The 23,309-nt window shown below is 55.9% G+C and carries 25 protein-coding genes and 1 tRNA gene; 18 read left to right on the top strand and 8 right to left on the bottom strand.

Going from position 1 to position 23,309, the window contains the following annotated elements; all coding sequences use genetic code 11:
* Nucleotides 1-11: 11 nt before the first annotated feature.
* Nucleotides 12-85 (bottom strand) — tRNA-Pro (locus tag VHE34_RS13160).
* A gap of 343 nt (nucleotides 86-428) precedes the next feature.
* Between VHE34_RS13160 and VHE34_RS13165 the strand changes: the two genes are divergently transcribed.
* The 3 genes from VHE34_RS13165 to VHE34_RS13175 all read left to right on the top strand — a co-directional run bounded on the left by VHE34_RS13165 (nucleotide 429) and on the right by VHE34_RS13175 (nucleotide 4,227).
* Nucleotides 429-1,277, top strand: a complete 849-nt coding sequence (locus tag VHE34_RS13165) for a DUF6089 family protein (RefSeq protein ID WP_325588585.1) — start codon at nucleotides 429-431, stop codon at nucleotides 1,275-1,277.
* 86 nt (nucleotides 1,278-1,363) lie between these two features.
* A complete protein-coding gene (locus tag VHE34_RS13170; RefSeq protein WP_325588587.1) occupies nucleotides 1,364-3,289 on the top strand; it encodes a menaquinone biosynthesis decarboxylase in 1,926 nt (641 codons plus the stop codon).
* A complete protein-coding gene (locus VHE34_RS13175) occupies nucleotides 3,286-4,227 on the top strand; it encodes a TraB/GumN family protein (RefSeq protein WP_325588589.1) in 942 nt (313 codons plus the stop codon). Before VHE34_RS13170 ends, VHE34_RS13175 begins: the two co-directional genes overlap by 4 nt.
* A gap of 7 nt (nucleotides 4,228-4,234) precedes the next feature.
* Here the strand turns inward: VHE34_RS13175 and VHE34_RS13180 are convergent, their stop codons facing one another.
* On the bottom strand, nucleotides 4,235-4,651 hold the full coding sequence (locus VHE34_RS13180) for a nucleoside-diphosphate kinase (RefSeq protein ID WP_325588591.1): 417 nt from the start codon (nucleotides 4,649-4,651) through the stop codon (nucleotides 4,235-4,237).
* A gap of 110 nt (nucleotides 4,652-4,761) precedes the next feature.
* Between VHE34_RS13180 and VHE34_RS13185 the strand changes: the two genes are divergently transcribed.
* Nucleotides 4,762-5,769, top strand: a complete 1,008-nt coding sequence (locus tag VHE34_RS13185; RefSeq protein WP_325588593.1) for a bifunctional oligoribonuclease/PAP phosphatase NrnA — start codon at nucleotides 4,762-4,764, stop codon at nucleotides 5,767-5,769.
* Nucleotides 5,770-5,780: 11 nt separating this feature from the next.
* Nucleotides 5,781-6,734, top strand: a complete 954-nt coding sequence (locus VHE34_RS13190; RefSeq protein WP_325588595.1) for an FKBP-type peptidyl-prolyl cis-trans isomerase — start codon at nucleotides 5,781-5,783, stop codon at nucleotides 6,732-6,734.
* Nucleotides 6,735-6,774: 40 nt separating this feature from the next.
* Here VHE34_RS13190 and folP read toward each other — a convergent pair whose 3' ends face one another.
* Complete coding sequence (folP, locus tag VHE34_RS13195; RefSeq protein WP_325588597.1) at nucleotides 6,775-7,593, bottom strand: dihydropteroate synthase; 819 nt, start codon at nucleotides 7,591-7,593, stop codon at nucleotides 6,775-6,777.
* A 25-nt stretch (nucleotides 7,594-7,618) separates the two neighbouring features.
* On the opposite strand from folP, the gene VHE34_RS13200 reads away from it, so the two are divergent.
* The 3 genes from VHE34_RS13200 (at nucleotide 7,619) to VHE34_RS13210 (ending at nucleotide 10,469) form a co-directional block, all read left to right on the top strand.
* A complete protein-coding gene (locus VHE34_RS13200; RefSeq protein WP_325588599.1) occupies nucleotides 7,619-8,188 on the top strand; it encodes a DUF1599 domain-containing protein in 570 nt (189 codons plus the stop codon).
* Nucleotides 8,189-8,283: 95 nt separating this feature from the next.
* Nucleotides 8,284-9,426 carry a BT_3928 family protein gene (locus tag VHE34_RS13205; RefSeq protein WP_325588601.1) on the top strand — a complete coding sequence of 381 codons (1,143 nt, stop codon included), beginning with the start codon at nucleotides 8,284-8,286 and terminating at the stop codon, nucleotides 9,424-9,426.
* Nucleotides 9,423-10,469, top strand: coding sequence for an ABC transporter permease (locus VHE34_RS13210; protein ID WP_325588603.1), 1,047 nt, complete (start codon nucleotides 9,423-9,425; stop codon nucleotides 10,467-10,469). Before VHE34_RS13205 ends, VHE34_RS13210 begins: the two co-directional genes overlap by 4 nt.
* A 27-nt stretch (nucleotides 10,470-10,496) precedes the next feature.
* Here VHE34_RS13210 and VHE34_RS13215 read toward each other — a convergent pair whose 3' ends face one another.
* From VHE34_RS13215 to recF, 3 genes are all read right to left on the bottom strand, one after another.
* On the bottom strand, nucleotides 10,497-10,778 hold the full coding sequence (locus VHE34_RS13215; RefSeq protein ID WP_325588605.1) for a DUF721 domain-containing protein: 282 nt from the start codon (nucleotides 10,776-10,778) through the stop codon (nucleotides 10,497-10,499).
* Nucleotides 10,760-11,212, bottom strand: a complete 453-nt coding sequence (locus tag VHE34_RS13220; RefSeq protein WP_325588607.1) for a hypothetical protein — start codon at nucleotides 11,210-11,212, stop codon at nucleotides 10,760-10,762. The genes VHE34_RS13215 and VHE34_RS13220 overlap by 19 nt, the downstream gene beginning before the upstream one ends.
* A gap of 86 nt (nucleotides 11,213-11,298) precedes the next feature.
* A complete protein-coding gene (gene recF / locus VHE34_RS13225; protein ID WP_325588609.1) occupies nucleotides 11,299-12,402 on the bottom strand; it encodes a DNA replication/repair protein RecF in 1,104 nt (367 codons plus the stop codon).
* 76 nt (nucleotides 12,403-12,478) lie between these two features.
* Between recF and VHE34_RS13230 the strand changes: the two genes are divergently transcribed.
* The 10 genes from VHE34_RS13230 (at nucleotide 12,479) to VHE34_RS13275 (ending at nucleotide 21,509) form a co-directional block, all read left to right on the top strand.
* Entirely contained in the window at nucleotides 12,479-14,035 is a 1,557-nt protein-coding gene (locus tag VHE34_RS13230) for a M20/M25/M40 family metallo-hydrolase (RefSeq protein ID WP_325588611.1), read from the top strand.
* 118 nt (nucleotides 14,036-14,153) lie between these two features.
* Entirely contained in the window at nucleotides 14,154-15,149 is a 996-nt protein-coding gene (pdhA, locus tag VHE34_RS13235; protein ID WP_325588613.1) for a pyruvate dehydrogenase (acetyl-transferring) E1 component subunit alpha, read from the top strand.
* Between the two features lie 31 nt (nucleotides 15,150-15,180).
* A complete protein-coding gene (locus VHE34_RS13240) occupies nucleotides 15,181-15,861 on the top strand; it encodes a tetratricopeptide repeat protein (protein ID WP_325588615.1) in 681 nt (226 codons plus the stop codon).
* Nucleotides 15,862-15,868: 7 nt separating this feature from the next.
* Nucleotides 15,869-16,366 (top strand): 6,7-dimethyl-8-ribityllumazine synthase, encoded by a 498-nt coding sequence (ribH, locus tag VHE34_RS13245; RefSeq protein ID WP_325588617.1) that lies wholly within the window; start codon nucleotides 15,869-15,871, stop codon nucleotides 16,364-16,366.
* Nucleotides 16,363-17,079, top strand: a complete 717-nt coding sequence (locus VHE34_RS13250) for a (Fe-S)-binding protein (RefSeq protein WP_325588619.1) — start codon at nucleotides 16,363-16,365, stop codon at nucleotides 17,077-17,079. Before ribH ends, VHE34_RS13250 begins: the two co-directional genes overlap by 4 nt.
* A 257-nt stretch (nucleotides 17,080-17,336) precedes the next feature.
* Nucleotides 17,337-17,744, top strand: a complete 408-nt coding sequence (locus tag VHE34_RS13255; protein ID WP_325588621.1) for an EVE domain-containing protein — start codon at nucleotides 17,337-17,339, stop codon at nucleotides 17,742-17,744.
* 127 nt (nucleotides 17,745-17,871) lie between these two features.
* The gene (locus VHE34_RS13260) at nucleotides 17,872-18,843 is read left to right on the top strand and encodes a DUF4349 domain-containing protein (RefSeq protein WP_325588623.1); all 972 of its coding nucleotides are present in this window, start codon (nucleotides 17,872-17,874) and stop codon (nucleotides 18,841-18,843) included.
* A 49-nt stretch (nucleotides 18,844-18,892) separates the two neighbouring features.
* Complete coding sequence (locus tag VHE34_RS13265; protein WP_325588625.1) at nucleotides 18,893-19,588, top strand: NAD-dependent deacylase; 696 nt, start codon at nucleotides 18,893-18,895, stop codon at nucleotides 19,586-19,588.
* Between the two features lie 38 nt (nucleotides 19,589-19,626).
* A complete protein-coding gene (locus tag VHE34_RS13270) occupies nucleotides 19,627-20,127 on the top strand; it encodes a hypothetical protein (RefSeq protein WP_325588627.1) in 501 nt (166 codons plus the stop codon).
* Between the two features lie 29 nt (nucleotides 20,128-20,156).
* Nucleotides 20,157-21,509, top strand: coding sequence for a hypothetical protein (locus tag VHE34_RS13275; RefSeq protein ID WP_325588630.1), 1,353 nt, complete (start codon nucleotides 20,157-20,159; stop codon nucleotides 21,507-21,509).
* A 30-nt stretch (nucleotides 21,510-21,539) separates the two neighbouring features.
* On the opposite strand, the gene VHE34_RS13280 is transcribed toward VHE34_RS13275, so the two are convergent.
* Nucleotides 21,540-22,820 (bottom strand): saccharopine dehydrogenase C-terminal domain-containing protein, encoded by a 1,281-nt coding sequence (locus VHE34_RS13280; protein WP_325588632.1) that lies wholly within the window; start codon nucleotides 22,818-22,820, stop codon nucleotides 21,540-21,542.
* Nucleotides 22,821-22,860: 40 nt separating this feature from the next.
* Nucleotides 22,861-23,178 (bottom strand): hypothetical protein, encoded by a 318-nt coding sequence (locus VHE34_RS13285; protein WP_325588634.1) that lies wholly within the window; start codon nucleotides 23,176-23,178, stop codon nucleotides 22,861-22,863.
* Nucleotides 23,179-23,309: the final 131 nt, after the last annotated feature.

The following is a 23,309-nucleotide window of genomic DNA, read 5'->3' on the forward strand; positions in this document are numbered from 1 at the left end:
CTGACTATAAGTCGGGACGACTGGATTCGAACCAGCGACCCCTTGCACCCCATGCAAGTGCGCTACCGGGCTGCGCTACGTCCCGAGAATCTCCAAAAGCGGGGAAGCCCGCGTCGAAAACCCGTTTCCGGTGGGGTGCAAAGGTAAGGAAAAAAGCCTCTAAATCAGGAATTTTTGCTTTAACTTTTTTTTGGCGAGGCGTTGGGAAATAATTGGCTTAAAAATTGCGTTATCAGTGGCAACTTCAAATCTGATTCTAACGTAAAAAACTCTACCTGGGCCTTCTACCCAATCCAATCGTTAAATCGCCGGCGTCCAATCGTTAAACCTTCTCTCCCCCTTTCTTCCTCAATCGTAGCACCGCTCTAATCCAACCTACCCTGCGTTAAGCCATCGAATCACCTTTTTGCAACAAATTCTAAACTCGAATGAAGAAGATCCTTCTCGTGGGGATGCTATTACCACTGATGACCCAGGCCCAATGGAATGTAAACCTGTATGGAGGTTTCTCCAACTACTTCGGCGACCTGCAGGAACGCCCATTAACAACCCAACAGGCGGGCGGCTCTTTCGGCGCCGGGCTCCAATATGACCTCACCGGTCATTTTTCCGTTCTTTCGAATCTTACTTACGGCAGGATATCCGCAGCCGACGGTTATGCGACAAAGGCCGATCTCCGGGCACGGAATCTTAATTTCGAAACGGTCATCGGGGAATGGAACCTGCTGGCCGAATACAATCTTCTCGATCCTCGCCAGCACAAGGTGACGCCCTATGTCTTTGCCGGCATCGCGGTCTATCACTTCAATCCTTACTCGTACGACTCGACGGGCCGCAAGGTCTACCTCCGTCCGCTCAGCACGGAAGGGGAGGGGCTGGCGCAATATCCCAACCAAAAGCCTTACGCCCTCACACAGTTCGCCATTCCATTTGGCGGCGGCATCAAATTTCGGATATCCGACAGGGTAACCCTCGCCTATGAGATCGGACTTCGCAAGCTCTTTACCGACTACCTCGACGACGTCAGCGGCCGCTATGTCAATGAGGACACCTTACTGGCGGCCCGGGGGCCCGAAGCGGTCCAGATGGCGTACCGCGGCAACCAGATCAAGGGCGGCGCCGGTTATCCCCCTGACGGTACGGTCCGCGGCAATCCCAAACACAAAGACTGGTATTATATGTCCGGCCTGCGGGTGACGATCGCCCTGAATTCCCTGCGGATCGCCGATTTCCGGCGCCGCCGCGGCGTGCTGGACTGCCCCAAGAAAGTGTATTAGCGGGAAAAGGCCCCGGTCAGGCGGCCGCTCCGCACTAAAGCCGGCCCTGTTTTGGCAGAGGCCGGTTTGTGTTTTACTTTTGCTGTATGGCATACAGAAACCAGCAGGAGTTCATTCAGGCATTGGAAAAAGCGGGGGAATTGGTGCGTATCCGGAGCTTTGTCGACCCGAAGCTCGAGATCGCCGAGATCACAGACCGGATCAGCAAAAGCGGCAACGGAGGAAAAGCCCTCTTATTCGAGAATACCGGCACGGATTTCCCCGTGCTGATGAACGCCTACGGAAGCGAGCGACGGATGTGCATGGCCCTGGGCGTCCGGCACCTGGACGACGTCACCCGCGAGATCGAAAACCTCTTCAAGCTGCTTTCCGCCCCCAAAGAAGGGCTGCTCGACAAGCTAAAGCTTCTTCCCAAACTCGGACAGTTCGCGAGCTGGATGCCGGTAGTCAAAAACGGCCGGGGCGAATGCCAGGAGGTGGTGATGGAAAAGCCGGATGTCGGCAAGCTGCCGGTGATCACCTGTTGGCCAAAGGATGGAGGACCTTTCGTTACGCTTCCCATCATCCATACCAAGGACCCTAATACCGGGTCACGCAATGTCGGAATGTACCGGATGCAGATCTTCGGCCCTACGCTGACGGGCATGCATTGGCATAAACACAAGGTCAGCGCCCGGCATTTTGCCGAATATCAGAAGACCGGCCGGAAGATGCCCGTCGCCGTCGCACTTGGCGGCGATCCCGCATATGCCTATAGCGCGACCGCGCCTTTGCCGGAGAATGTCGACGAATACATGCTTGCGGGCTTCCTCCGCAAGAAAAAGGTCGAGCTGGTCAAATGTCTCACTCAACCCGAGATCGAAGTGCCCGCCGATGCCGACTTCGTCATCGAAGGCTATGTCGACCCCACCGAAGAGTCGATCTGGGAAGGCCCATTTGGCGATCATACCGGGTATTATTCGCTGCCCGACTGGTATCCCCGGTTCCATATCACCGCCATCACCCATAAAAAGAATCCCGTCTATCCCGCCACGATCGTTGGCATTCCCCCGCAGGAAGATGCCTGGCTGGGCAAGGCGACGGAGCGGATCTTCCTCGCCCCGATCAAGATGACGCTGGTTCCCGAGATCGTGGACATGGACATGCCCGTCGAGGGAGTGTTCCATAACCTGGTGATCGCGCAGATAAAAAAAGAGTACGCCGGTCAGGGCCAGAAGGTGATGAATGCGATGTGGGGCGCAGGCCAGATGATGTTCAACAAGATCCTGGTCATCGCCGACGAACATACCGTCATTACCGACTACAAAAAACTGGCGGTGGATGTCTTCCGCAACCTGAACCCCGCCACGGACGTCAGCTTTTCGCAGGGGCCGATGGATGTGCTGGATCACAGCTGCAGCAAGCTGGGGTTTGGCGGGAAGATGTGCATCGACGGCACCACCAAATCGGAAGAAGAGACGGATGAAGGATATGTGGGGGTCACGGAAGCCTGGAAAGGATTGACGGGCGAGGAGCTCACCGGCCGCTGGCCGGAGATCGCCGGCGTCAATACCGCGCTGCTGCAACAGGGAATTCCCTGCCTGGTGCTGGCTGTCCGCAAGCAACGGCCGGGACATATCCGCGAGCTGCACACCGCGCTTTGCGGGTTGGATAGCCTGGAAGGGATTAAGATGATCCTCTATGTCGAACACACCGTCAACGCGGCCGATCTGCCGGTGGCGCTGTGGCGGTTTTGCAATAACCTCGATCCCCGGCGGGATCATATTCTCACCGAGCGGCCCTCGGCGATCGACTCCAAAAAAAAATTTGCCTGCCTGGGCCTCGACGGCACGCGCAAGACAAAGGAATTGGATAACTTTCAGCGCGACTGGCCCAATATCATCGTCGCCGACGACGCGACGATCCGGGCCGTGGACGCCAAATGGAGCGAACTGGGGCTCGGAGACTTTATCCCTTCCCCTTCGCTCAAATTCAAGGACCAGGTATACGGCGAGGAGGCCGTAGTTGCATGAGAAAGAATACACGATGGTATGCCCGGGCCGCAGGGTGGGGCCGGGCGGGACTCCTTGCTGCGGGGATGCTGACGGCGTCGATCGCTTTTTCCCAGACGGCCCATACGCTGCTGTGGCGGATTTCGGGCAAGAAGATCACGCACCCGTCCTATCTTTTCGGGACGATGCATGTCCTTTGCGCCAAAGACGCCGCGCTGAGCGACAGCCTGAAGGCGGCCATCGCCCACTGCGACGAGATCTATTTCGAGATCAACCTGAGCGATATGGCCGGGATGCTCAATTCCATGAAGTACATGCGGATGAACGATAGCAAGAAACTATCCGATCTGCTGAAGCCGGACGAATATGCGCGGGTGAAGGACTATTTCGCCAAACACGCCTCGATGCTGCCTTTCAGCCTGCTCGAGCGTTTCAAGCCGATGCTCATCAGCGGTCTTGTCGAGGAGCAGGCGCTGGATTGCGAGACCACGGATGGCATGGAACTGATGATCATGAAGGAGGCCAAACACGGCAAACCGGTGAACGGGCTGGAGACGGCCGAGTTTCAGGCCGGATTGTTCGACAGCATCCCCTACGAAACGCAGGCGAAGGAACTGGTGGACTATATCGACAGCAGCGATCAGAACAAACAGATGACGCGTCAGCTGGTAGATCTCTATAACCGGCAGGACCTCGATGGCATCGACGAGCTGAGCCGGAAAGAAGATGGGGGGATGTCGGGCTATATGGATCTGCTGCTCTACGCCCGGAATCGCAAGTGGGCGAAGAATCTCGATAGCCTGCTGGGGAAAAAATCATTGCTGATCGCCGTGGGAGCGGCGCATCTGCCGGGGAAAGATGGGGTCATCGATCTGCTCCGAAAGGAGGGCTATACCGTCGAACCGGTGAAAAATGTAGCCCCGAACGGACAGCAGGAAACCGTCCGCTCGGAACTGTAATATACTATTATACCCGCTCGAATGCGTTGAAGAAGAAGTTCCCTTCGATGGCCGCATTCTCATCGCTGTCGCTGCCGTGAACGGCATTCTCCCCGACAGAGGCCGCAAACAGCTTACGGATGGTGCCTTCGTCCGCTTTGGCCGGATCGGTGGCGCCGATGAGCTTACGAAAATCGGCAACGGCATTGTCCTTCTCGAGGATGGCCGCGATGATGGGTCCGCTGCTCATGAAGTCGACCAGCTCGCCGTAAAAGGGGCGCGCCTTGTGGACGGCATAGAATTCACCGGCTTTCTCTTTGGAAAGACGGGTCAGTTTCAGGGCTACGATACGAAAACCACTTTTAAGGATCTTATCGATGATGGCGCCGGAATGCCCCTTTCCGAAGGCGTCCGGCTTGATCATGGTGAAAGTTCGATTGCTCATATATTCCTTTCTTTTGGGTGGCAAATGTAGGATATTTTGGGATTTGCCCCAGAATTCCGCACCTTTGCAGGCCTTTAATCCGCCGTTTGCGGATTGTCCGGCCTATTTTCATGAGAGGAATCGAAGAAATATATCCGTTATTAGAGAAGCCCCGCCGGGTGGTGATCATCATGCATCAGAAACCCGACGCGGATGCGATGGGTAGTTCCCTCGGGCTGTCGCTGTTCCTTCGTAAGCTGGGACACCATACGACCGTCATTTCGCCCACCAACTGGGCCGAATGGCTCAAATGGATGCCGGACTGCGCGTCGGTCATCGACTACGAGTTCGCGACGGAAAAGGCCATTGCCGTATTGGACCAGGCCGAGTGGATCTTCTGCGTCGATTTCAACACGCTGATCCGCACCCGTCATATGGCGGCGCGGCTGCGAAAATCACCGGCGCAGAAGATCCTGATCGACCACCATCAGCAGCCCGAGACGCCGGTATTTGCCTACGGGGTCAGCAATACGGCAAAGAGCTCGACCAGTGAGATGGTATACGACGTGATCGTGGAATCCGGCCATGCCGGCCTCATCGATGTCGATATCGCCGCCTGTCTTTATGCGGGGGTCATGACCGACACCGGATCCTTCCGGTTCCCCGGGGCATCGGCGGACGTACACCGGATGGTCGCGGCTTTAAAGGATACGGGGTTGAATCATACCCAGATACACGAAAATCTTTTTGATAATTTCCTCGAGAACCGCCTCCGGTTCATCGGTTTTGTCCTGAGCAACCGGATGGAGATATTCTATGAGCACAACGCGGCGCTGATCGCTGTACCCTGGAAAGATCTCGTCAAGTACGAGATCAAGACCGGTGATACGGAAGGACTCGTGAACTACCCCCTGTCGATCCAGGGCATTAAGCTGGCAGCGCTGATCATCGACCGGGACGAAGAGGTAAAATGCTCTTTCCGGAGCAAAGGCGATTTTGACGTCAATACCTTCGCGCGCACCTATTTCGATGGTGGCGGGCATGTCAACGCCGCCGGGGGCCGGAGCACCGATACGCTGGAAGTCACGGTACAACGGTTTTTAGCGGCCTTAAATGATAATTCTTCACAATTACAATAATAACAATACGAATGAAAATCACGTTTCCGAAATTCCTGGGGCTGGTGAGCCTGGTCCTGCTGGGGGCCGTAGCCTGCACGAATACCGAATTCAAGCGGACCAAAGCCGGCCTGCAGTATAAGATCTATTCCGACGGGAGAGGCGATCTGGCCAAAAAGGGCCAATTTCTGAAACTCCAGGTATTGCAGAAGCTCCGTGACTCGGTCCTGTACACCTCTTATGGAACGATGCCGGTCTATCTGCCCGTCGATACCCCGCACAACACGTACAACCCCTGGGAGATCTTTACCCAGCTTCGCAAGGGCGACAGCGCCGTTGCCGTGATCTCGGTCGATACACTGATGCGGAAGATGAACGGGCAGCTGCCACCCTTCCTCAAGAGAAAAGATAAGATCACCTTCTCCTTTAAGGTGATGGACATCTTTGCCAGCGAAGACCTGCTGAACAAGGATCGCGAAGGCGAACTGGCCAAGCAAAAGGATCGTGAGACCAAGGAAGTCGAGAACTATCTTGCCGCCAACCATATCCAGGCCCAGAAAACGGCCAAGGGCGTCTACTATGTCATCGAGAACCCCGGCGAAGGACAGCAGGTGGATTCCGGCAAACAGGTGGCCGTCCGGTACACCGGCAAGCTGATGCCCTCGGGCAAGGTCTTCGAAAGCAATATGACGGGTCCGGCCGATGCTTACAAGCTGGTCGTCGGCCAGGGCAATGTAATACCCGGCTGGGACGACGGTCTGAAACTGTTCAAGAAAGGTGGAAAGGGTACGCTCTACATCCCCGCCTACCTCGCCTATGATGCACAGCCCGGACCCGGCCACAAGCCCTTCGAGAACCTGGTATTCGATATAAAGATCGAAGATGTAACGGATGCACCGCCGCCCGCTGCCAATCCCGGGATGCCCGGCATGCCGCAGGGACGGCCCGGTCAAGGGCAGCCCGCTCAGCCGCAACCGCACAAATAATTTGAAATAAGAAAGGGGCCAAATGGCCCCTTTCCCGTTGTTATTTTGAGCAGAGGAGGATCGCTTCTTTCGCCTCTTTCACATCGTGAACCCGGAGAATATTGGCCCCGTTGAGCAGGCCGATGGTGTGCAGCACGGTGGTGCCGTTCAACGCTTCTTCGGGTGTCACGCCGAGGGTCCGATAAATGCTGGATTTGCGGGAGACCCCCAGCAGGATAGGCTTTCCCGTGAGCCGGAACAGGGAAAGATGATGCAGGATCCGGAAGTTGTGCGCTGCCGTCTTGGCAAAGCCGAAACCCGGGTCGAGGATGACATCATGGATACCCGCCAGGCGGCAGGCTTCGATCCGTTCGATAAAAAAGTCCAGCACCTCCATGACCACATCCTCATAAATGGCTTCTTTGTTCATCGTCGCGGGTGTTCCTTTCATGTGCATGCAGATATAGGGCACGCGCAAGCGGCCCACGGTAGGGAGCATTTCGCTGTCGAGGGTTCCCCCGCTGATATCGTTGACGATGGATGCGCCCGCGGCTACCGCTTCCCGGGCCACACGGGCATACCAGGTGTCGACGGAAAGGAGCGTCTCCGGCCAGCGGCGGTGCAGGCCGGCGATGGCGCCCACGACGCGGCGCAGTTCTTCTTCTTCTCCCAGCCACTCGGCGTGCGGCCGGGTGCTTTGGCCGCCGATATCGAGGATATCGGCGCCTTCGCCGATCATCTTTTCCGCCTGTTGCAACAACTGCTCGTCGTCGGTGACCCGGCTGCCGGAATAGAAAGAATCCGGCGTCCGGTTGATAATGCCCATGACAAGGGGGCGGCCGGTGGTCATTAACTGACCTTTTACATTTAAAGTGAGCATTTATTACTTATAATTGCATGAAATTATGGAGAAATCAGCCCCGATGAGCGATACGTATGAACAATATGATGCCGAGGCGAAAACATGCCGGAACATATTTATCAGTAAAACAAAAGACTATGGCACCTCCTGGCGGGTATTACGAACCATATCCATCGCCGATCAGCTATACATAAAAGCAAAACGGATCCGGACCCTTCAGGAGACGGACCTGGCGAAAGTAGGGGAGGACAAAGCCGGGGAGTTTCGCGCGATGGTGAATTACGGCATCATCGGGCTTATTCAATTATCGATCAGTGGGGATGCGGCGGAAGAGCTTTCGGTGGAGGAAGCCGGTAAACGGTATGATGGGCAGCTGGCGGTCGCGCGGGAGATCATGCTGGCCAAGAATCACGACTATGGCGAGGCCTGGCGCGAGATGAGCCAGGAAAGTTTCACGGATCTGATCCTGATGAAGATACTACGGATCAGACAAATCATCGCCAATGAGGGCAAGACCCTGATCAGCGAAGGCATAGATTCCAATTTTATCGATATCGTCAACTATTCCCTGTTTGCGCTTATCCTGATCGGAGAGGGGCAACACAGCGCCTGAACCGCTGCAAGCGGTTCGACCGAAGGTCAATCATCAGCCCTTTGCGCGAATAGGGCTAATTTTGGGAATAGACCTATTCGCGCAATATTAGCAATATGAAACTACTTATCGCAATAGCCCGCACCCTGGTCGGCGTGCTGTTCATTTTTTCCGGGCTGGTGAAGGCCAATGACCCGCTGGGACTGAGCTACAAGATGCAGGAATTCTTCGAGGTCTGGAATATCCATCGGCTGGATCACTTTACGCTGGGCTTCTCGATCGTGATGATCGTCTTCGAGATCGTGGCCGGCGTGGCGATCCTGCTGGGCTGGAGGATGCGGCTGTTCAGCTGGCTGCTGTTGCTGCTGATCATCTTCTTTACCTTCTTAACCGGTTACGCCTATCTGTCGGGGAAAGTGCGCGAATGCGGCTGTTTCGGGGACTGTATCCCGCTGACTGCCGGTCAGTCTTTCACCAAGGATCTCGTGCTGCTCCTCCTCATCCTCTTCCTGTTTGCGGTACGGGACCGGATCAAACCTGTCCTGGCTCCCGTAGGGAGTGCGGCGGTGCTGATACTGGCGACGATCCTCTCGGTCGCCTTTCAATGGCATGTGCTGGTGCACCTGCCGGTGGTGGACTGTCTGCCATACCGTGCGCACAATAATATCCTTGACAAGATGAAGCCCCCGCCCGGCGCAATACCGGACAGTACGGTGATCACGATGATCTATGAAAAGGGGGGAAAGCAAATTGAGTTCGACGCCAGTAATTTTCCCGCCGACTTCAACGACTCCTACCATTTTGTGAAACGGTATGATAAGCTGGTCCGAAAAGGAAATGCCGAGGCGGCGATAAAGGACTTTGTCCTGCTGACCGGCGCGGGAACGGACACGACCCAGGCGGTGCTGGAAGCGAAGGGATACAAGCTGCTCGTATTCATGAAAGATATGGACTATGTTCCGCGTTCGAGGGAAGGGCTTGGGGTACTGCTGGCAATGGCGAGATCGAAGGGCGTCCCGGTGTACCTGGTGACGGGTGACTATGACGAGCTGAGCGGCTGGACGAGAGGGATCGGGATCGACAGCGCGGTCACGCTGCTGAAATGCGATGCCACGGCTATCAAGACTGCTGCGCGGTCGCAGGACAAACCTACGATCTACCTGCTGAAGAATGCGACGATCCTGAATAAGTGGAGCTATGCCGACTATGGCGCGACCTTACCCGCCGTCGCCGAACTGCCCAATTCCGCCAATCCATGATACGCTATATCCTCCGCAAATCCTTTTACGGACTGCTCGTGCTGCTGGGCGTGGTGGTCACCGTCTTTTTCCTCTTCCAGGGATTTGGCGATCCGTCCCGGCTGGTGATGGGACAGCGGGCAGACGCGGCTACGCAGGAGAATATCCGCAAAGAGCTGTACCTCGATCAGCCGCGATGGAAGCAGTTCATCTTTTATCTCGACGATATCTCGCCGGTGGGCATCCATTCGCGGGAAGAGATAAAGCAAAAAGGGCTCCGGGGGATATTTATCGGTGGAGAGACAAAACTGGGCCTTAAATGGCCTTACCTGCGCCGCAGTTACCAGACCAAACGCGAGGTAGGCGCCGTCCTGATGGAGGCGCTCCCGGGTACCCTGCTGCTGGCGTTGGCAGCGATGGCGCTGGCGACCATCGGCGGCATCAGCCTCGGCGTCCTGGCGGCGATAAAGAAAGGCACCGTCTGGGACACGTCTTCGATCTTTGTCAGCGTCCTTGGCATCTCGGCGCCTTCCTTCTTCATGGGGATCGTCATCGCCTATCTTTTTGGCTTCGTCCTCAGTCATTATACGGGGCTGCACATGACCGGCAGTCTCTTCGACACCGACCCTTTTGCAGGGCGGCAGCTGCAGCTCCGCAACCTGGTGCTGCCCGCGTTGACGCTGGGGATCCGGCCGATGGCCATCATTGCGCAACTGACGCGGGGGTCGCTGCTGGACGTCCTGGACCAGGACTATATCCGCACGGCCTACGCAAAAGGACTCAAGCCGCGGGTGGTGGTCTGGAAACATGCGCTGCGCAATGCGCTGAACCCGGTGATCACGGCGATAACGGGTTGGTTTGCCGAACTGCTGGCGGGAGCTTTCTTTGTAGAGACGATCTTCGGCTGGAAGGGGATCGGGAAGGTGACGGTGGACGCTCTGGAGAAGCTGGACTTTCCCGTGGTGATGGGATCGGTGCTGATCACGTCCTGTTTTTTTATAGGGGTCAGCGTGTTGTCGGACCTTTTGTATGGCGTGGTCGATCCGCGGGTGCGAATGAGTTAAGAAATGCCGGGCCGGCGCCACCGGCGGTTACTTGATCACCACCTCCTTTATCACGTTCTCCCCCAAAGCTTCGTTGACTCGCTGGACGATCTTGTCCTTTTGATACAGCAGCTCCTGCCGGAGCGGGGCGACGGCCGTATTGACATAGAGGGTGTGGCCGTGGATCTGGATCTTGTCGGTATAGCGGGCTACCGTCTTTCCCATGATCTGCTCCCAGACCTCTTCGATCTGCATGGCCTGGATCGATCCCTTCAGCTGAGATTGGTTCAGAAATTTCCGTAGCGCATCCCCTAACGAATATTCACCCATAGGCGCAAGTTAGGGAAAGCTTTGAGAGTAACGAGCATTATGAGTGCCCCCGTTATGCACATGAGGATAAAAAGGAACACAGGCTGCTTGTGACGGCGGGGACGGGCGGGACGGCGGGAAAAGAATTGAGTGGCGAGGATCTCCTGTCGCGTCTGGTATTGCGGCAGGACCCCTGAGATGAGGTCATATCCCGTCTCGCTGAACATCCATTGCAGGGGGGCAAAATCGATCGGCTCTTCTGGCTTTTCTTCCTCTGTATCTTCGAGCTGTTGGGCTTTCCTCAGGATCTCGGCCGCATACAATCGAAGGCCTTGTTTATTCGCTTTTATGAGTCCGGATTCGCCTGATGGGTCAACTGTGTAGGTGAAGAAGGCGGTGGCGGGGTCGTTCGTTTCTTCCAGGAAACGAATAGTAGATTCCAGGTCGGATGGCATAGCAATTCAATTTTCTCTTGTGTGCAAAAATGGGTGTACTAATATACAAAATATTACCCGTCACCCCGATACTTTCTTAAAAAAAATTAAGGGGTTTCCCCAGTAATGGGTAGGCTGATGAGCTGGAAGTCCATCCCGATATCTTCCATTTCCCGGCGGATCCGTTCGGGGTGGGTATCGGTGATAAACAGCTGACCTTCATCCTGCACACAGACCTTGTCCAGCAGATTGCGCATCCGATGCCGGTCGAGCTTTTCGAAGACGTCGTCCAGTAACAGGAGGGGAGCCCATCCGCGGGATTGCTTCAGGGCTTCGTATTCGGCCAGCTTCAGCGCAAAAAGCAGGCTTTTCCGCTGTCCCTGGGAAGCCCTGTTCTTGAACGGCTCCTCCGCATACCGGATCTCGATATCGTCCCGGTGAATGCCGCTGCCTGTACGCTGCAGGTAGAGGTCCTTTTCGAGCCCCTGCCGGAGCAACTGGCGGAACGGCGTTTGAAGAAGCTGGCTGTCGTAGACCAGGGAGAGCGGTTCTTCGGCCCCGGCGATGGTTGTATAGAACCGGCCGGCAAGGGGAAGCAGATGCTGCAGGAAACGGCGTCGAGTCTGGAAGATAGCCGTGCCCGTGGCAACCAGCTGCTCGTCATAGACTTCCAGCAGGTGAGGGTCGGTCAGCCGACGGTCGGCGAGGGATTTCAGGAACCCATTGCGTTGTTGCAGGACCTTATTATAATCGATCAGCTGTTGCAGATAGGCGGGGTCCAGCTGCGAGAGCAGGGCATCGAGGAAGCGGCGGCGCTCTTCGCTGCCGCCGGTGATGATCTGGATATCGTCGGGAGCGATGATCACACAGGGGAACCGGCCGATGTGCTTTGAGAATTTCTCATACGGCTGTCCGTCGGCGAGGAACTCCTTTTTCCCGTTCTCGCGCAAGATGGCTACAACCGTCGTCGGCTGTCCGGCATTGTCGAAATGGCCCTCGATGCGGAAACCCGGGGCGCCGCGATGCACATTCGACTGATCGCTGCGCGTGAAGTAGCTGCGCGTAAAGCAGAGATAGTAGAGGGCATCCAGCAGGTTGGTCTTGCCGACTCCGTTGTTGCCACAGATGCCGACGATTCGTTTATCGAAACGGAAGGTGGCCGCCTCATAGTTCTTGAAGCCGACGAGCGATATTTGTCTTATCCTGAGCAATGCCGCAAAATTCGGCTGTAAAATATTACCTTTCAGCGATAAATTGGACCTTGACCATTCAAAACTTACATTGGCTATGAATAAACTTTTAGGATTGCTTTTGATCGCCGGGCTTGTGGCGCCGGCCTTTTCCCTCGCACAACAGGAGTCGATTGACACGGCAATGGTTAAGCGAATCAGGCAGGAAGGCTTGGGCAATAGCCAGATCCCCGTCATCGCCCATCATCTGACCGACGAAGCGGGTCCCCGCCTGACCAACAGCCCCGGCTTCCACCGCGCCGCCGACTGGATCGTCCAGACGCTGAAGTCCTGGGGGCTTAGCGGGGCGCAGTCCGAGCCCTGGGGAGAATTCGGTTATGGCTGGTCGGCGGAGAAAACGACCCTCGCCATGCGAACGCCGTACTATAGCCCGCTGATCGCCTATGCCACGCCCTGGAGCGGCAGCACCAATGGACCGGTGTCGGCGCCCGTTTTTGTCGTGGAGAAAATGGACTCCGCGTGGATCGCGGGTCACCTGGCCCAGATGAAAGGCAAGATCCTCGTCGTCCAGCCGCAGGACAGCACCCTTTCCCCCGATTTCAAGCCCGACGCCACCCGCTATACCGACAGCGCCCTGGCGAACATCGGCGACACGTACATGTTCACCAGGGCCATGCTGAATTTCTATTTGCCCATCATGAAGAAGAATATGCAAATGGACAAGATGCTCGCCGGAAGCGGCGCGCTGGCCATCCTGCATCCATCCGCTCACCGGGATGGGACGGTGGTGGTGCAAAGCATGACCGGCTGGCGAAAGAAGGATCAGCCGGCCATCGCCGATCTGCAGGTGGCGAAGGAAGACCTTTTGCGGCTGGCCCGGCTGGCGCGCGGGGGCACCCCCGTCACCGTCGAGCTCCAAAGCGACACAAAGCTTTACGATAACGACCTGAAAGGGCACAATGTCGTCGGGGAGATCCCGGGTACCGATCCGACGCTGAAGTCGGAAGTGGTCATGCTGGGCGGGCACCTCGATTCCTGGTCGTCGGCAACGGGAGCGACAGACAACGGCGCGGGCTGTATCGTCGCGCTGGAAGCCATTCGCATCCTCAAAGACCTTGGGATAAAGCCGAAACGGACGATCCGGATCGCGCTCTGGGATGGGGAAGAGCAGGGATTATTCGGCTCCTTCCATTATGTGAAGAACCATTTTGGCGATCCTGTCGATATGAAGCTGAAGCCGGAAGCGGCAAAGATCTCGGCTTACTACAACCTGGACAACGGCTCCGGCAAGATCCGGGGCATATTCGCTCAGGAGAACGGAGCGGCAGCCGCCGTCTTCAAGCAGTGGTTCGTGCCCTTCCAGGACCTCGGGGCCAGCACGGTAACCCTGCACAACACGGGTTCTACCGATCACCTGAGCTTTGACGCGGTGGGCATTCCCGGTTTTCAATTCATCCAGGACGAGCTGGATTACGAGACCCGGACGCACCATACCAACGAAGACAACTATGACCACCTGCGGATGGACGATCTGCGGCAGGCGGCGACCATCATGGCCGCCTTTGTGTATTTCACGGCCCAGCGCCCGCAGATGATCCCGCGGAAGCCGTTGCCCAAGCCTGAAAAGTTCATTTTTGACGATATTTTCCCGTAAAGTATTGGGGCTAATGATTTTTTAAGCCGGACTCCGCCGGCTTTGATGGGGAAGGCGTATATTTGCGCCTCCAAGGACCCTAACTCCTTGAGGCGCAAATCCAAAATATATCAACCAAGTGGCTACCAAATTCTCAAAAGAGACCTACCTGTACTGGTACGAATTGATGCAGTTGATCCGCCAGTTCGAGCTGATGGCGGAAGAAAAATACAAGATGGAGGGTAAGATCCGTGGTTTCTTCCATGCCTATGTTGGGCAGGAGGCGATCGCCGCGGGCTGTATGACGGCTACGAAGCCGGACGATCCTTTTATTACTGCTTACCGCGACCATGGCCTGGCCTTGTCGAAGGGCGTCAGCGCGAATGCCTGTATGGCCGAACTGTATGGCAAGGCAACGGGCGCCGCCAAAGGCAAGGGGGGTAGCATGCACTTCTTTGGTGTTGACGTAAAATTCTTCGGCGGTCACGGGATCGTCGGTGCACAGATCGGCACTGGCGCGGGGCTGGCCTTCGCGGAGCGATACAAGGGTACGGACAATGTATGCCTCACCTTCTTCGGGGACGGCGCCGCGCGACAGGGGATGCTCCACGAGACCTTCAACCTGGCCATGCTGTGGAAGCTGCCCGTGATCTTTATCTGCGAGAACAACAACTATGCGATGGGGACCAGCGTTGAGCGCACCTCCAACGTTGTCGATATCTATAAGCTGGCCGACGCCTACGAAATGCCGGCCGACAGCATCGACGGAATGAGTCCCGAAGCCGTTCATGAGGCAGTCGCCCGCGCCGTAAAACGCGCCCGCCAGGGCGACGGCCCCACGCTGCTCGAGATCAAGACGTATCGTTATAAGGGGCATTCCATCTCCGACCCCCAGAAGTACCGGACGAAGGAAGAAGTGGACGAATACAAACAGCGCGACCCGATCCAAACCGTGCTTCAGACCATCCTGACCAGGAAATTCGCCACCCAGGAAGAGATCGACGCGATCAACAAGCGGGTGAACGATACGGTGACCGGGTCGGTGAAGTTCGCCGAAGAGTCCCCCTGGCCGGATGATTCCGAAGTCCTCAAGGACATCTATATCGATCAGCATTATCCTTTTATCGTTGACTAAAATCCATTTTTAAAGTATACTACATCATATCATGTCAGAGATCAAGAAACCTGCTCATTTAGAGGAAGAGAAAAACCCGGTTGCCGAGTTCCAGAATGCCTGGGACAAGTATGGAAAAACAGCATCGTATGCACTGCTGGTGATCATCCTCATAGTAGGCGGCTTTTATGCTTACCGCAACCTCATCAGCGAACCCAAGGAGCGGCAGGCTGCCGAAGCCATGTTCCGCGCCGAGGAATATTACCGGCTGGATTCGGTCCGCCTGGCCCTGAACGGGGACAATATCAACGCCGGCTTCCTGAAGGTCATCTCCCGCTATGGCGGCACCAAGGCAGGCCAGCTGGCCGGTTTCTATGCCGGAAGCTGCTTTCTGAAGCTGGGCGATTTCAACAATGCCGTAAAATACCTGAAGGACTTCAGCACGCCGGTGAAGCAGCTGCAGGAGCGTGCATATGGCCTGCTGGGCGACGCGTATTCCGAACAGGGTAAGAAGGAAGAAGCGGCCGAACAATACAAGAAGGCCGGCACCTATGATGAGAAGGACGAGTTGTTCTCGCCCGAATATCTTTTCCGCAGCGGCTACTTGTACGAAAACATGGGCAAGACACAGGATGCGATCGCGATGTACAAGCTGATCAAGGAAAAATATCCCACTTCGCAAAGGGGCGCCGATATCGACAAGTACCTGGCGAGACTGGGTGTGATCCAATAGTATTTCTATGGCTGAAGTCAGTAATAGTAGCTTATTATCCATTGGCGCAGGCATCCCCGGGATCGAGGATGCCTGTGTCGTTGTTGTCCGGACCGAATGGAATGACGCGGTCGTCGGCGCGCTGGAAGCGGGTTGCAAGACCGTGCTGGACAAGGCCGGGGTCAATTACCGGGTCATTACGGTGCCGGGAGCCTTCGAGATCCCATTCGGCATCCGCGCTTATTGGGATATCCACAAATACCGCGACGATCGTCCCCATGCCTTTATCGCATTGGGCTGTGTCCTGCGCGGGGATACGCCTCATTTTGAATACGTTTGCCGGGCCGTGACCGACGGCATTCTGCAGCTGAATATGACCTTGCCGGTCCCGACCATCTTTGGCGTACTGACCGTCGACAACCAGCAGCAGGCTGACGAGCGGATCGGCGGCAAGCATGGCCACAAAGGCGAAGAAGCCGCCATCACGGCGCTGAAGATGATCGCCGTAAAAAAGACCTTTCAGTGACGGTACAATTGTTCATACCATGCTTCGTCGACCAGCTGTATCCGGAGACGGCCTTCAATATGGTGAAGGTGCTCGAAAAGGCTGGGGTGAAAGTCACCTATAACGAAGAGCAGACCTGTTGTGGCCAGCCGGCCTTCAATGCAGGGTTCCGGGAGGAGGCGCGCGAGGTCTGTACGAAATTCCTCAAGGATTTCAGCGGGCATGATTACGTGGTAGCGCCCAGCGCAAGTTGCGTTGGTTTTGTGCGGAACTACTATGGAACGCTCTTCAACAATTCTTCCCTGCACAACGAAGTGCGGGACATGCAAAAGCGCATCTTCGAGTTCTCTTCCTTTTTGGTCAACGTGCTGGGAGTGACGGACCTTGGCGCCACCCTTCACGGGAAGGCCACCTATCATGACAGCTGCGCGGGGTTGCGTGAATGCCGTATCAAAGAAGAACCGCGGAAGCTGCTATCCCGCGTAAAGGGGCTGGAGCTGCTGGAGATGAGCGACGTGGACGTCTGCTGCGGCTTTGGCGGGAGCTTTGCGGTAAAATTCGAATCCATTTCGATCGCGATGGCCGATCAGAAGGTCAATAACGCCCTGCAAACGGGCGCCGACTATATCATCTCCACCGATATGTCCTGCCTGATGCATCTCGACGGGTATATCCGTCAGAAGGGACATTCCATCCGCACGATGCATATCGCAGACGTTTTGGCCAATTTTTAGGCCTTTCGGACAAGATTAACTTCCGCCGGATAATAGAAATTAGTGTATAGGCAAAAAAATAAGACCACCCAAATTACATCAGTAACCGGATGGTCTTGACCCTTAAAACAACCTGTCGCAAGCGTTAAATAGGGTTAAAACCAGGCCTCGAATTTATATACGAAGCCCGATGTTCTTTGGATTTGAAAAAAGCCCCTTTTTTTGAAAAAATCATCTGTTGCTGATAATCAATTGTTTGAGATTGATTATTTTTGAACATGGCATACTGGTTGGTCAAATCGGAACCCTCGGTATATCCCTGGGAGCAATTGGAAAAAGACAAGGAGACGGCCTGGACAGGCGTCCGGAATTATGCGGCCCGGCTGCATCTGCGCGCGATGAAGAAGGGGGACGAAGTGTTGTATTACCATAGCAACGAGGGAATGGATATCGTCGGCATCGCAAAGGTGGCTAAGGAAGCCTATCACGATCCCACGACGGATGACGAGCGTTGGGACGCGGTGGATATCAAAGCATTTAAGCGGTTGAAGCACCCCGTTAGCCTGGACGCGATCAAGAAGGACAAGCGGCTGAAGGAGATGGCGCTGGTGCGGATCGGGCGGCTGTCGGTACAACCGGTGACGGATGAGGAATGGAAGGTGGTGATGGAGCTGGCCGGCAATTAACATTTTTTTGGGAATCTTTTTGCAGGTTCCGGGAATAAAGGAATGTTCCCGGGACTTTTCTTTTTTCGGAGCGTTATGTAAAAACACCAACTCCGGCATCTTTACCACAAACACCAAATCAATCAACATGACTCGTATTGTATACGCAGCACCCGCGGTGCTGCTGATATCCCTATGCCTTGGTTGCGACAACGCCGCCAAAAGCAAGCCAAATGCAGACGCCGGAAACGTGGAATTGGCCAAGGCGCCTGCAGGAAATGCAGCCATAGTTGTCGATTCCGCGGCAAGGCTCGGTGACGGGCTTGTCGCCGACAACGAATTTGAATCACCGACGCACTCCCCTGGCGGACAGCCCCAGCCTCGCAAGCCCGCCCCTCCAACCGTACCAAATCCCGATTGGGATAAAAAAATTATCAAGACCGCCGATCTCAGCCTCGAAGTAAAGAATTACGGAGCCTTCACCCGGCGGTTGCACGAGGTCGTGAAAGAAACGGGAGGATATATCGCCCAGGAAGAGCAGACGCAGTCACCGGCAGAGATCACCAACACGCTTACGATCAAGGTTCCGGTTGCCAGCTTCGACGATCTGCTACTGCAAATTCCGGGTGACAGCGACAGGTTGATGGACAAAAGAATCTCCTCACAGGATGTGACGATGGAAGTAGTCGATACAAAGTCCCGTCTTGAAACAAAGAAAGAAGTGCGCGAGCGGTATCTGGAGCTGTTACGGCAGGCGCATAGCATGAAAGATATCCTCGCCGTACAGAATGAGATCAATGATATTCAGCAGGACATGGACCAGGCCTCCGGTCGTATCGCCTGGCTGGGACATTCGGCGGCCTACAGCACGGTCAATCTCAAATTCTACCAGGTACTGGCGCCGGGTGCTCCGACAGACAACAGCCCGGGATTCTTTCACCGGCTGACCGATGCGCTTGGCGATGGATGGCAAGGATTCAGCGCCTTCCTGATCGCATTATTCCGCCTTTGGCCGCTGCTGTTAGGAGCCGGTGCCTTTGTGTACTGCATGCGGAAGTTTGTGCGGCCAGCCCGCATACGACCGGCAGCCGTACGGTCGCAGGACGAGGTCACGGAATGAATCGCGTGATGGCCACGGTGAAGTAGCAGGATTTGACTAAATTGCCGACATGGGAAAGAAAAAGATCGTGGTCCTCACAGGGGCCGGCATCAGCGCCGAGAGCGGGTTGAAGACCTTTCGCGATTCAGATGGGTTGTGGGAAGGGTATGAGGTCACGGAGGTGGCGACGCCGCGGGCGTGGCGCCGCGACCCGAAGCTGGTGCTGGATTTTTACAATATGCGGCGCAGGGATGTGCTGACGGCGGAACCGAATGCGGCCCATCTCGGGCTGGCGGACCTGGAGAAGGATTTCGACGTGCAGATCATCACCCAGAATATCGACGACCTGCACGAGCGCGGCGGCAGCACGAAAGTGTTGCACCTGCACGGCGAGATCTTCAAGATGCGCAGCGAGCGGAATGAGCGGCTGGTGTATGACATCCGCGAGGATATCCTGCTGGGCCATACAGCCGAAGATGGGTCGCAGCTGAGGCCGGCGATCGTCTGGTTCGAAGAACCGGTGCCGATGATCGCGGAGGCTGTGCCCCTCGTACAGGCAGCGGATATTTTTGTCGTCGTCGGCACATCCCTCGTCGTCTACCCGGCGGCAGGACTGGTCGAACTGGCGCGGCCGGGAATACCGAAATTCATCGTGGATAAGAAGATACCTTATACGTCGGGGTTACCCGAGATCGTGGCGATCGAACAGCCGGCATCCATTGGCGTGAAGGAGCTGCAAAAAAGACTCACGGAGTTGCTGGACTAAGGCAAAACCTTATATTTGGCGACCTAAACCAACGAATCTTGGAAACAGCTCCTTCAACTCTCGCCGCCACGCAATTGCTGCTTTTGCTTGCCGTTTTGATCCCGGCTATTTTCTTCCTGATCACTCAACAAAACACCCTTAAAGCCGTACTGCCGGAAAATCGGTTGATGCATCCCGGCCTCGTCTGGCTCCAGCTCATCCCGCTGTTCAACTATATCTGGCAATTTATAGTGATCACCCGAATTGCCGGATCGATCCGGCGACAGTTGGCTTCCCGGCATGCGGACTCGATCTTTGGTGCGGACGCGGCTATCGCCGATGGAACAAGCCGCCGGCCTACCCAGGGAATCGGTATCGCATATGCCACGCTGTTCACGCTTCTTGTGCCAATCAACCTGTTTCAGGACGTCGCGGGCCGACCGAACGATAGCCTGTTGTTGGGCCTGGTGGCGCTGGGGAACATGGTCTGCTGGATCATCTACTGGGTGCAGCTTGTTCAATTTAAAAATAAGCTAAAGCGGACCCTGGCCATAGGGTAGGGGGCGAAAATGTGGTACTTTGCGCGGAAATGACGGGATTCAAGCGATTTGTATGCATCACGGCCCTGCTGATCGGCGCCGCTAGGGCAACCGCCCAGGACGATACTTCGGCAGCGGTCTTGCAGCTGAAAGACTACTGCAAGCGGAATGTCCCAACGGGCTACAGTCCCCGCCTCGGGATCCTTACCCTGACGCCCAAGGGGAATATGCACTACCTGTTCCCGCTGTATCACGGACTAAAGGACGAGGAGAAATTCCGGAAGATCTATTCCGACAAAGGATTCTTTGACGAGATGAGCCAGTATTTCGCCTTTGCGGGCGATTACCGGACGGCCCTGCAGTACCTGGTAAGAAGCTACGACAGCATCGACGATGCCACCCGCAAGAAGATCTACAGAACAGCGGCCAACCTGCCCGATATCGAGCACGCCGACGCCCGAAAGTACATCCGGCTCGCCGCACGCAATCGAAAGGTCGTCATGATCAACGAGTCTTTTTCCAAACCCTTGCACCGGGCCTTTACCTATAGCCTGCTGGAAGACTTTTACCGGATGGGCTACCACTACCTGGCGATGGAGATGCTCGAGAATTTTGCCAACCGGCGCCTGTCCAGCGTCGGGATGCATTCGGGCTATTATGTCTGCGAGCCCGTGGCGGGGGAGCTGATGCGTAAGGCTATCGAGATAGGGTATACACTGGTGCCTTACGAGGATACCGCGGCAGCCGTCCATACCGCCAACCAGCGGGACTCCGTACAGGCGGCGCACCTGTACGACGTGCTGCGGCAGGACTCGACAGCGAAGATCCTCGTCCATGCCTCCTATGCACATATCAGCAAGAAACAACAACCGGACGGCTATATCCCGATGGCCCTTGCCTTCTGGCGCTTGTCGGGCATCGAGCCCCTGACCATCGATCAGACGGATATGACCGAGGAAAGCAATTTCGGCTATGGCCGCGTCATCTACCAGGCCTACACGACAAAGTTCAAGATCACCCAGCCGTCCATCGCGCTGCTTAACAATTCCCCCGTGAACGTTACCGATAAGGACCTCTATGACCTCACGGTCATTCATCCGCCAACCCAATGGCTCGATGGCCGGCCTACCTGGCTGAGCCTCGGCGGAACGCGGCAGCCTACCTATGTCAAATCGCCGTCCGGGTCGGTCTTCATGGTGCAGGCCTATTACCAGCAGGAGATAGACAATAACAACAATACGCCCTGGCAGCTGGTGCCGGCCGACCAGACCTACACACCCGGTGGAAGGGATGGGATGGGAAGGATACGCTACCTGTTATATCTGCGCAAGGGCAAATACAAGATCTTCTTCCGCGATATCAACTATCATATTCTGTCAACTCTCGCGATCGAGGTCAGCTAACGGCGGAGAGCGTCGTTGGCGCCGGTGTCATCAGGCCGGCGTGACCGAGTGTTCAAACCGGATGCCTTGTCGCTGCAATTCCGCCATGACAGGCTCATAGATGGCCGGCAGGATAGGAATATGCAATCCACGAAGCGTTATACGGCCTTCGAGCACGAGAACAGCGGCGATGCCGAGCGGCAGGCCGACGGTGCGGGCCATCGCGGTATGGAGGCTGTCCTCACCCTTTACGACAAGGGTGCTTTTGGCGGCAAAAGCGCCCCCGTTCCGTTCGAAGCCGAGTTCATGGATCATCACGATCATATCCTTGTCGGCCGGGTTCATGGCCAGCCGCGTTTCCAGTAGAAACTGCAAAATATCGGCATTGGTGCGGGCGGATGCGGGAACGGGCCCGGGATCGAAACAGCCAAGGAATTCCAGTTGCTTCGCGATCGATGGATGGACGAACGGCCGGAGGGGCGCGGACCAATCGGCGAAAGAAAGTCCCTGCGCATCGATTGGGGTCTTGTCGTCGGTAAGACCTGCGCTGACGAGGGCCGCCCAGCCCCGGCAATAGGCGGGATAACGCAAAGTGGTGCGGATAAAGGTCCGCGTCGGCTCGAGGCCATACAGCGGGATATACGGGAGGCTGTCACGGTTGGGATACCAGGCCAACTCCCCTACACCGGGTACCTGCACCGACCCCGGCCGTTCGAACAGGGAGGCATAGTCGGTCGTGACGACCGATCCGTCCTTGCGATACCGGGCGCCTGCCGAACCGGCGAGCACGACATTACGGGGATTCCAGGATATCTTATAGTGCCAGGGGTTGTCGTCGCTTTCAGGCGCGACAAGGCCGCCGGTATGGGAATGGAACGAATGGATGCGGCCGCCCTTTGCTTCGATATCCCGGATGAGTTGGAGGGCACTCATATGGTCGATACCAGGATCCAATCCCATCTCGCAAAGGAAAAAAAGTCCTTTTTCGCAAATCTGGGGTTCGAGTGCCCGGATCGGGTCGTCGAGGTAGGAGGCAGTCAGCAGGTGCTTACCCCTTTTCAAACAGGAAAGAGCCACTCTAAAATGGAGTGCCGGCGGCAGGAGGGAAATGACAAGATCGGCTGCGGACACGAGCGTGTCCCGGCTTTCTTCATGGGTGACATCGGCCGCTACGGCGCTTGCCTGGGGGTGACCGGCGATCTTGGATTCGGCAAGGGCCAGGTTGCTTTCGGCAACAACCAGTTGCCATCCGCGGGAAGCAGTGATATTCAGTAGATAACGAATGAGACTGGTGGCAGATTTGCCGGCGCCGAAAAGGAGGATTCTTTTCATATTGCGCCACAAGGTAATGTCTTTTTCCTTCTGACAGCGTTTACTTCTGAAGGCGGATCTCGCCGAGGTCGACGTCCGACCCGGGCTTTACGTCGCTGACATTCAAGCGGGTATTCGAGTACGGTTCGTTGGCCTCTATGGATATCTCCCAGCGCCCCGGGTTGATCGATCTCAAAATGTATTCCCCGTTGATATTCATCATTTCCACAGAGTCTTTGCCCTGCACGGCCCAAACTCTGTCGGCGCCTTCGGCGGGAAAGGTGCGAACGTGGAAGGAAGAAGTTTGCAACAGTTTAACCGCATGGATACTAGAGACACCTATGATAACTAAACATAATTGCACCATCGCATTTCTCATACCGGTTCCTAATTTTTTTAAAAATTATGACACGCTTCTAATCAGGAATTTGAACAGGTGGCTGAGGGGTATTCGAACGCTCACAGTATTTTCAACTACTGTGCCAAATGAGGAAGAAACGGGAAATACTT

Source organism: Puia sp., from assembly GCF_035546395.1.
Lineage (GTDB): Bacteria > Bacteroidota > Bacteroidia > Chitinophagales > Chitinophagaceae > Puia.